This window comes from Shewanella amazonensis SB2B (assembly GCF_000015245.1).
Classification (GTDB): domain Bacteria; phylum Pseudomonadota; class Gammaproteobacteria; order Enterobacterales; family Shewanellaceae; genus Shewanella; species Shewanella amazonensis.
Map to the genome: position 1 here is coordinate 47,064 of NC_008700.1, position 7,937 is coordinate 55,000.

Sequence of the window (7,937 nt, forward strand, 5' to 3'; positions counted from 1 at the left end):
TCTTATTTGTCGTTACGGGCGGCTTTTTCCAGCTTTTGGCGAATACGCTGACGCTTCAGGGGAGAAAGATAGTCAACAAAGAGCTTGCCGACGAGATGGTCCATCTCATGTTGCAGGCAAATGGCGAACAGGCCGTCGGCCTCTACCGTAAATTCATTGCCATTACGGTCAAGCGCCTTAACTGTAATTAACTCGGCGCGATCAACCTTAGCGTAGACGCCAGGCACCGACAGGCAGCCTTCCTCGTTACAGAAGTCACCGCTCTTGGCCACAATCTCAGGGTTAATGAACACCTTGGGTCGCTCAACTTCATCTTGCAGATCCATCACAATCAGGCGTTGATGGAAATCGACCTGAGTTGCGGCCAGGCCAATGCCATTTTCTTCGTACATGGTTTCAAACATGTCGTCGATTTGAGATTGCAGAGCGGGTGTAAATTCCGTCACCGGCTTGGCAACTGTCCTTAATCTTTCGTCTGGAAAACGTAAAACTTTTAATAGAGGCATACTTAAACTCTTAACAAGTCTGTCAAATCCGTGCCAGTTGGTTATACTGACTTTGCTATTGGGTCAATTTTAATCCGTAGCGACAATCAATAACAGTAAAAGCTCGCTTAACGAGCCAAACAACATGGATGCTCCCATGAAAAGGTTAATTCTAGTCGCGTTAATCTCTCTAACCAGTTCGTTTGCCATGGCCGATACCCTGACGCTTAAGCCAGGCCATCCGGACACCTACGTCGTCGTGAAAGGGGATACCCTCTGGGATATTTCTGCGAAGTTTTTAAACGACCCCTGGCGTTGGCCAAAGCTTTGGAATGCCAACCCACAAATTGCCAATCCCCATTTGATTTACCCCGGGGATCGTCTGACATTGGTCTTTATCGATGGTCAGCCGCGTTTGGTGGTCAAGCCTCAGGTTCGTAAGAGCCCTGAAGGGCGGGTCATGCCAAAAGGTGGAGCCATTCCAGCGGTGAATCTGGAACTTATCCAGCCTTATTTGAGCCAAAATCGAGTGGTTGACGATGACTGGTTTGCACAGCAGCCCATGATTCTTGGTGGCGAGAGTCCATCACGTTTCCATATCGAGAGTGATGTGATTTATGTGCAGGCAGAGCTGCCCGTTGGTATGAAGGTGGCTGCTTATGATGTTGGCCGGATCTTTACCGATAAAACCACCGAAGAGACACTGGGCCGTGAAGTTATCCTGACGGCGAGTGGCCGTGTGGTTGAGTCTGGCCCCATTTCCAAAATCCAAATCAGCACCAACCTGCGTGAAACCCGTCCAGGTAATCGCGTGCTGCCCATCGAAGATGAAGCCTTGATGTCAGCATACTTTATGCCCAAGCCTGCCGATGTCACCGATGCCTATGTGATTGGTACCGAAAAAGACATTCGCGAAGTGGGTAAACTGGATGTGGTGTACATCAGCAAGGGCGAGAGCGACGGGGTTGAGCCCGGCGATGTGTTTGCCATTCATCGCGACGGTGAAACCGTGGTCATTAATAAAGAGGGTACACCTGTCCCAAGTATAGATCGCAGTGCCTACGGTGATCTGATGGCCACCTTTGGCAGCGACAGCGCCATCAAGTTGCCCGATGTGTATCATGGCAATCTCATGGTGTTCAAAGTATTCGATAAAGTGAGCATGGGTCTTATCATGATCAATAACCGTCCGGTGCGTGCCGATGACAAGCTATCAGTGCCTGCAGAAACCGGGATAACGGGGGAATAAATCACAGCCAGTCTGGTCGACTGGTTAATTGTCGGTGCTGTTTCCGGGTTGGGACCGACCCGGATCCGCCAATTGCTCCAACACATGGATGTGGACGAGTTAAGACAAAGGCTGGAAACGGAGAAAGACTCCCTGCCTTTGTCCCCCTCTCTGCGGTCCGGCTTGGTTGTGGATTACCGCTTGGTGGATGCGGCGTTGCAATGGCAAGACGCATCCACTGCCCACCACCTTATCTGTTTTGATGACCCTCGTTATCCTCCATTACTCAAAACCATCACAGACCCACCCATCTTTCTTTTTGTGAGAGGTCAGGCTGAGGCTTTGTTGCGACCTTCTGTTGCCATGGTGGGCAGCCGGGCTGCGAGTTACAGCGGGCTGCAAACGGCCAGAATGCTGGCGTCCGGACTCGCAGGTTATGGCTTTGCCGTTGTCAGCGGCTTGGCGGCGGGGATTGATGGCGCCAGTCATCAGGGAGCATTGGCCGCCAGCGGCGTGACCCATGCGGTGCTTGGCACGGGGATTGATGAAATCTACCCCAAAAAGCATGCCCATCTGGCCAATGACATTTTACTGAGAGGTTGCATCGTCAGTGAGTTCTGGCCGGGCACGCCCGTGTTTGCCGGTAACTTTCCGAAGCGAAACCGTATTGTCACGGGAATGGCCCTGGGTACTCTGGTGGTTGAGGCAGCCAGAAAGAGCGGCTCGTTAATTTCCGCCAGACTGGCGATGGAGCAAGGCAGGGAGGTTTTCGCCGTGCCCGGCTGCGTATTGGATGAACGACATCAGGGATGTCATGATTTGTTGCGACAGGGGGTAAAACTTGTTTGCGACGCTGCCGATATAGTGGAGGAACTAGGCAGTATGTTGAGTTGTCAGCTTGATATGTTGCCCCAAAGCCCCCATATGCAAGCTGAAAGTGGTCAGGAGTTGCCTTACCCGGAGCTCTTGGCTAGTGTAGAGTATGAGACCACACCCATAGACAGGTTGGTGGAACATAGTGGTAAACCGATAGATCTTGTGCTGGAACAAATACTTGAGTTGGAGTTACAAGGTTGGGTTGCTGCAGTACCCGGTGGTTACGTCAGAGTGAAGAGGAATTAGCCATGTTTGACATCCTCATGTACCTATTCGAGAACTATGTTCAGAATGACCTGGAAGTTGACATGCTGGTGGACGAAGACCAGCTGAAAAAAGAACTGGCTTTGGCCGGGTTTCGCCAAACAGAAATTATTAAAGCGTTGAATTGGCTGGAGCATCTGGCTGATCTTCGCGACAGTGAACAACCTTATCTGTGCCACCACGAGCAGCACTCATTTCGGGTGTATACACCAGAAGAAATGGAGCGCCTGGACGTGGAGTGCCGTGGCTTTCTTATGTTCCTTGAACAGATAAAGGTTCTCAATGTCGAGGCCAGGGAGATGGTGATCGACAGAGTGATGGATTTGGACGAGTCCAGCCTCACATTGGACGATCTGAAATGGGTGATCATGATGGTGCTCTTTAATGCACCAGGCCAGGAAATGGCATACAACCAGATGGAAAATATGATGTTTGACGAGCAACCGGGGCGGTTGCATTCCTGAACCGTCAACCATCGCAATAAAAAAGGACACCAAGAGGTCTCCTTTTTTATTGAGAATATGTCCAGCACCGCAGTAAGTGGTTCAGGTGGCCCGGCTTGATGAGAAATGGAAATATACGCCCGCTTTGCCCTCAGGCTGCGTCAGGTGCATTGGCATTAAGTAGTCACGATAAGCATAGCGGTTGAGTGTGTGAGGCAGCGTTTGCGTGTTCTCCTCCTTTGCATCGGCATGTGAAATTTGCTGATCCAGCCAAGTCTCAAAACGGCTTTGCTCTTCGCTGGCAATTTGGCTCAGCAGGGCATCATACCCTTCAAAATAATCGGTCTTTAATAAGCGCGACAAATTCACCAGTGCAGCTGGGCGCTACTAACGCCAAAATCACGGCAAGGCGTTAGGCTTGTTTTGCATCCATGGCATCCATATCACCAAAGTAGCTGTAAGCGCGAAGATAGATCAGCAGCTTTTCATGGCCAGCTTCGGGCCTTTCGAGCAGCGCCAGTGCCAGATTGAAGTTGGCCTAGCTGTAAAGTTCGGGGTCTGCTGCCAGCTTCTGTTCAATGTTGGCAAGACCGGGGGTGAGTGTGTCGATCACTATGGTGGATTGCGGGGATTGGACGCAGCCGGTGATAGTCAACATCAAGGGATTTAATGTTCACATTCAGTCTCTATTGTTATTTTGGATATGATATAACATCGCGGTTGTGAGTTTTCACCCCTCGCCATCCTGCCTTAGCTGATGCAAACCTTAGCTTGATCCTAACCATGACTTAGCCTTCACCCGGACTTATTTTAGCTGTGGCTTGGTGATAACAGAGGCTTGTCGCCAAGAGGCTGGGTTATTCAGACTCGTTGGCTTTCAGCCAGGCTTACCAATTGCTAAAATAGCGGCAGTTTGCAGTAGAGGTCGCCATGTCCAAGATAGATCACAGCCTGTTCAGTGCCCACGAGCACGCCCTGGAGCGAGAGTTTGAGCTCTGCCCCGAGTGTGGCAGCGAGCTGTCGGTGCGTCACAGCAAACATGGCAGTTTTGTTGGCTGCAACAACTACCCCAATTGCCAATACACCCGTCCGTTGGTACAGCATGAATCCATTGAAACTCAGGTGATTGAAGGTTCCGTTTGTCCTGAATGTGGTCACGAACTTGCGGTTAAATCCGGCCGGTTCGGTATTTTTATCGGTTGTACTCAATACCCAGAGTGTCATCACATCGAGAAGCCTGATCAGGCGGCGCCGGAAGAAGCGGTTGCCTGCCCGGTGTGCCAAACCGGTGTGATGGATCACAGAACCAATCGCTATGGTAAAGGTTTTTACGCGTGTTCCTGTTATCCCAAATGCAAGTTTTTGGTGAACTATCCGCCGGTGGCTGAGGCCTGCCCTGATTGTGGATTTGGTCTCTTGGTGCAGCGTAAAGGTGCTGGCGGTACGCGGCTCGAATGCCCTAATAAACCGTGCAAATACAAACGGCCTCTTTGAGCCAGGCCGCATTTCTTTAAGCTTGCCAGCCGTGTCGTTATACTGAACATCCTGCCGGGTAGTCAGGGCCATTGGCGCGAATTTTCATGTCTTCGAGATGACTTTAATGTTGCAGGTAACTCCCTCTCAAATCAGTGGCATCATCGAAAGTGGCGGCGTTGTGGCCTATCCCACAGAGGCCGTATATGGTTTGGGATGCGATCCGGACAACGATACCGCTATACAAAAGCTCTTGGCAGTAAAGCAGCGCCCTTGGGAAAAAGGTTTAATTCTGATTGCCAGCAGCTTTGACCAGCTGAAACCCTATATTGACTTAAGTCGGGTGACCGAGGCCCAGTTACAGGCTGCATTTGATAAATGGCCAGGCCCTTTTACCTTTGTCATTCCCGCGAAAGCCGATGTATCGCCTATGCTCAGGGGCTGCTTTGATACCATTGCCGTTAGGGTGTCGGCCCATCAGGACGTACGTGCCATGTGTTATGCCTGCCAAAAACCGCTGGTATCCACCAGTGCCAACTTGGCAGGGGAACAGCCAGCCCTGACATTGGCTGAAGTTCAAACTCAGCTGGGTGATAAAATCGACGCCGTGGTGTTGGGAGCGCTGGGGCAATCTTGTCAGCCATCCACCATTATCGATATTCAAACCGGACATATTTTCAGACAAGGATAAGAAGGAAAACAGCATGGGACTTCCCAACGCCGAAGAGGTAAAAGCGTTTTTAATGCAGCTGCAGGCTAACATCTGCGCTGGCCTGGAAAGGCTGGATGGTCAGGCGAGCTTTGCCACCGACAGCTGGCAGCGTGCCGAAGGCGGCGGTGGTATCAGTCGTGTGCTGACCGATGGCGCTGTATTTGAACAGGCCGGGGTGAACTTCTCCCATGTGATGGGCGCCTCCATGCCCGCATCTGCCACGGCACACAGACCCGAACTGGCGGGCCGCAGCTTTGAGGCGATGGGGGTTTCTTTGGTAATCCACCCCAAAAACCCTTATATCCCAACCACCCACGCCAACGTCCGCTTCTTTATTGCCCGTAAAGAAGGTGCCGACCCTGTGTGGTGGTTCGGCGGTGGCTTCGATTTAACCCCTTACTATCCGTTCGAGTCAGACGTTAAAGAGTGGCACCAGAGTGCCAAGGATCTCTGTGCGCCTTTCGGTAATGAGGTTTACCCCAAGTACAAAGAATGGTGCGACAAATACTTCTTCCTGCCGCATCGCGGTGAAACCCGAGGTGTGGGTGGTCTGTTCTTCGATGATCTCAATCATTGGGAATTTGATAAGTGCTTTGACTATATGCAAGCGGTGGGGAATGGCTTCCTCACGGCCTATGCACCTATCGTTGAGCGTCGTAAAGACACGGCGTATGGCGAGCGTGAGCGTGATTTCCAGCTTTATCGCCGCGGCCGCTATGTGGAATTTAACCTGGTGTATGACCGTGGCACCTTGTTCGGCCTGCAAACCGGTGGTCGCACTGAATCAATTCTGATGTCGATGCCACCGCTGGTGCGTTGGCAGTATGCCTATAGTCCTGAAGCCGGGACGCCTGAGGCTGAGCTGTACGAGCGTTTCCTCAAGCCCCAGGACTGGCTGGCTGATTAATGATCAAGGGCCATTTAATAATGGCCTATTGATTACGCATGTGGTCTGCCAGGGTGGCAATAGCCTGGTAGATCACCTCGCGGTGCTGTTCATTTGCTACTTCCTGTTCCAGCGCATACTGCATACACGTCAGCCACTGATCCCGCATTTGTTCATCAATGGCGAAGGGCAGGTGTCTGGCACGCAGTGCCGGATGGCCATACTTTTGCTGAAACAGCTGAGGTCCGCCGAGCCAGCCGCTCAAAAATTCATAAAGCTTTTGTTCTGATTGCTCGATTGGCCCCGGGTGCATCGCCAGCAGCTTTTGGGTGTCTTCGCCTTGCTGCATACGGGCGTAAAACTGCTTTGCGATGGCACGTATGGTTTCGTCACCGCCTATCATTTCATAAGCGTTAGACTGACTCGGATCTCGGTCATCCTGAGGCTGTTGGCGAAATATCTTCTTTATCCAGTTCATCTTGTTACTCAGTGAATGCGGTATTTATCTGTCGATAATTGCCTGGCAGTATACATCAGCGCTGCTTTTTATTGTGCGCCTGAAAATTCCTGCGCATGGCGCCATTGCCGTAACCAAAAGGGCGAGGGTAGACTGAAGCCAACCCTCTTAGATGATTTGTTTATCCATGACAGACAGATTCGCCGTATTTGGTAATCCCATAAGCCACAGTAAGTCGCCACAAATTCATGCCATGTTTGCCAAAGAAACAGGGCAGACCCTCACTTATGAGGCAATTCTGGCGCCACTGGATGGCTTTGCCGAAGCCGTGACTGCGTTTATGGCAGCAGGCGGATGTGGGGCGAATGTGACCGTGCCTTTTAAAGAGCAGGCCTTTACTCTGTGCGATGAGCTCAGTGATGACGCCCGCATTGCAGGTGCGGTCAATACCTTGATAAAGCTGCCGGATGGACGCCTTCGGGGTGACAACACCGACGGCATGGGGCTGGTGGCGGATTTAATCCGGCATGGTGTTGAGTTAAATAATAAGCGAGTGCTTTTGGTGGGTGCCGGTGGTGCTGCCCGCGGTGCGTTATTGCCGCTCGTTCGTGCGGGTGCCAAGCTGACCATCAGCAACCGCACCTTGAGCAAAGCTGAGGCCCTGGCAGCATTGTGTCCTAAGGTTAATGTCGAGGTTATTTCAGGCAGTCATATCCGTAGCCCCTTTGATGTGATTATTAATTCAACATCTGCGAGCCTCAGCGGTGACCTGCCAGTAATAGCTGCTAACGCCATCGACAATCAGACCGTGTGCTATGACATGATGTATGGTGCCAAACCGACAGTCTTTAATGAGTGGGCCCGGTCTTTAGGTGCCAAAATCTGTATCGATGGCTTGGGTATGTTGGTTGGCCAGGCTGCAGAAAGCTTTTATTTGTGGCGCAGGGTAAGACCCAATGCAGCGCCCGTGCTGCAAACCCTGCGGCAGAGTCTTATTTCAGGAGTGTGACTATGAACCAAAGCGTTATCTTTGCCGATGCGATTTCCATCGATGGCAAGAAGCAGCAGCTGATGCTGGTGGCCCATCAGCAGGGGATGCGTATCGAATGCATA

The 7,937-nt window shown here is 51.6% G+C and carries 11 protein-coding genes (1 of these 11 only partly in view); 8 read left to right on the plus strand and 3 right to left on the minus strand.

Annotation, left to right across the window (positions count from 1 at the left end):
* Positions 1 to 2: 2 nt before the first annotated feature.
* The gene (def, locus tag SAMA_RS00205) at positions 3 to 506 is read right to left on the minus strand and encodes a peptide deformylase (protein WP_011758166.1); all 504 of its coding nucleotides are present in this window, start codon (positions 504 to 506) and stop codon (positions 3 to 5) included.
* 124 nt (positions 507 to 630) lie between these two features.
* Between def and SAMA_RS00210 the strand changes: the two genes are divergently transcribed.
* The 3 genes from SAMA_RS00210 (at position 631) to SAMA_RS00220 (ending at position 3,317) form a co-directional block, all read left to right on the plus strand.
* Positions 631 to 1,734: a LysM peptidoglycan-binding domain-containing protein gene (locus SAMA_RS00210; protein WP_041409553.1), complete on the plus strand. Its 1,104-nt coding sequence runs from the start codon at positions 631 to 633 to the stop codon at positions 1,732 to 1,734.
* Between the two features lie 72 nt (positions 1,735 to 1,806).
* On the plus strand, positions 1,807 to 2,835 hold the full coding sequence (dprA, locus tag SAMA_RS00215; RefSeq protein ID WP_456300002.1) for a DNA-processing protein DprA: 1,029 nt from the start codon (positions 1,807 to 1,809) through the stop codon (positions 2,833 to 2,835).
* A 2-nt stretch (positions 2,836 to 2,837) separates the two neighbouring features.
* Positions 2,838 to 3,317, plus strand: a complete 480-nt coding sequence (locus SAMA_RS00220; protein WP_011758169.1) for a DUF494 family protein — start codon at positions 2,838 to 2,840, stop codon at positions 3,315 to 3,317.
* Positions 3,318 to 3,398: 81 nt separating this feature from the next.
* Here the strand turns inward: SAMA_RS00220 and SAMA_RS00225 are convergent, their stop codons facing one another.
* Positions 3,399 to 3,665, minus strand: a complete 267-nt coding sequence (locus tag SAMA_RS00225; RefSeq protein ID WP_011758170.1) for a hypothetical protein — start codon at positions 3,663 to 3,665, stop codon at positions 3,399 to 3,401.
* A gap of 561 nt (positions 3,666 to 4,226) precedes the next feature.
* On the opposite strand from SAMA_RS00225, the gene SAMA_RS00235 reads away from it, so the two are divergent.
* The 3 genes from SAMA_RS00235 (at position 4,227) to hemF (ending at position 6,388) form a co-directional block, all read left to right on the plus strand.
* Entirely contained in the window at positions 4,227 to 4,790 is a 564-nt protein-coding gene (locus SAMA_RS00235) for a DNA topoisomerase family protein (RefSeq protein ID WP_011758171.1), read from the plus strand.
* A 106-nt stretch (positions 4,791 to 4,896) separates the two neighbouring features.
* Positions 4,897 to 5,460 carry an L-threonylcarbamoyladenylate synthase gene (locus SAMA_RS00240; RefSeq protein ID WP_041409559.1) on the plus strand — a complete coding sequence of 188 codons (564 nt, stop codon included), beginning with the start codon at positions 4,897 to 4,899 and terminating at the stop codon, positions 5,458 to 5,460.
* Between the two features lie 13 nt (positions 5,461 to 5,473).
* Positions 5,474 to 6,388: an oxygen-dependent coproporphyrinogen oxidase gene (gene hemF / locus SAMA_RS00245; protein WP_011758173.1), complete on the plus strand. Its 915-nt coding sequence runs from the start codon at positions 5,474 to 5,476 to the stop codon at positions 6,386 to 6,388.
* 25 nt (positions 6,389 to 6,413) lie between these two features.
* Here hemF and SAMA_RS00250 read toward each other — a convergent pair whose 3' ends face one another.
* On the minus strand, positions 6,414 to 6,845 hold the full coding sequence (locus SAMA_RS00250; RefSeq protein WP_011758174.1) for a group II truncated hemoglobin: 432 nt from the start codon (positions 6,843 to 6,845) through the stop codon (positions 6,414 to 6,416).
* 166 nt (positions 6,846 to 7,011) lie between these two features.
* Here SAMA_RS00250 and aroE point away from each other — a divergent pair, with 166 nt between their 5' ends.
* Both aroE and SAMA_RS00260 read left to right on the plus strand, forming a co-directional pair.
* The gene (gene aroE, locus SAMA_RS00255) at positions 7,012 to 7,833 is read left to right on the plus strand and encodes a shikimate dehydrogenase (protein ID WP_041409980.1); all 822 of its coding nucleotides are present in this window, start codon (positions 7,012 to 7,014) and stop codon (positions 7,831 to 7,833) included.
* Positions 7,834 to 7,835: 2 nt separating this feature from the next.
* Positions 7,836 to 7,937 carry the beginning of a DUF1488 family protein gene (locus tag SAMA_RS00260; protein WP_011758176.1) on the plus strand. It continues 156 nt past the right edge of the window, so the window shows 102 of its 258 coding nt (coding positions 1-102); its start codon is at positions 7,836 to 7,838; the stop codon falls past the right edge of the window.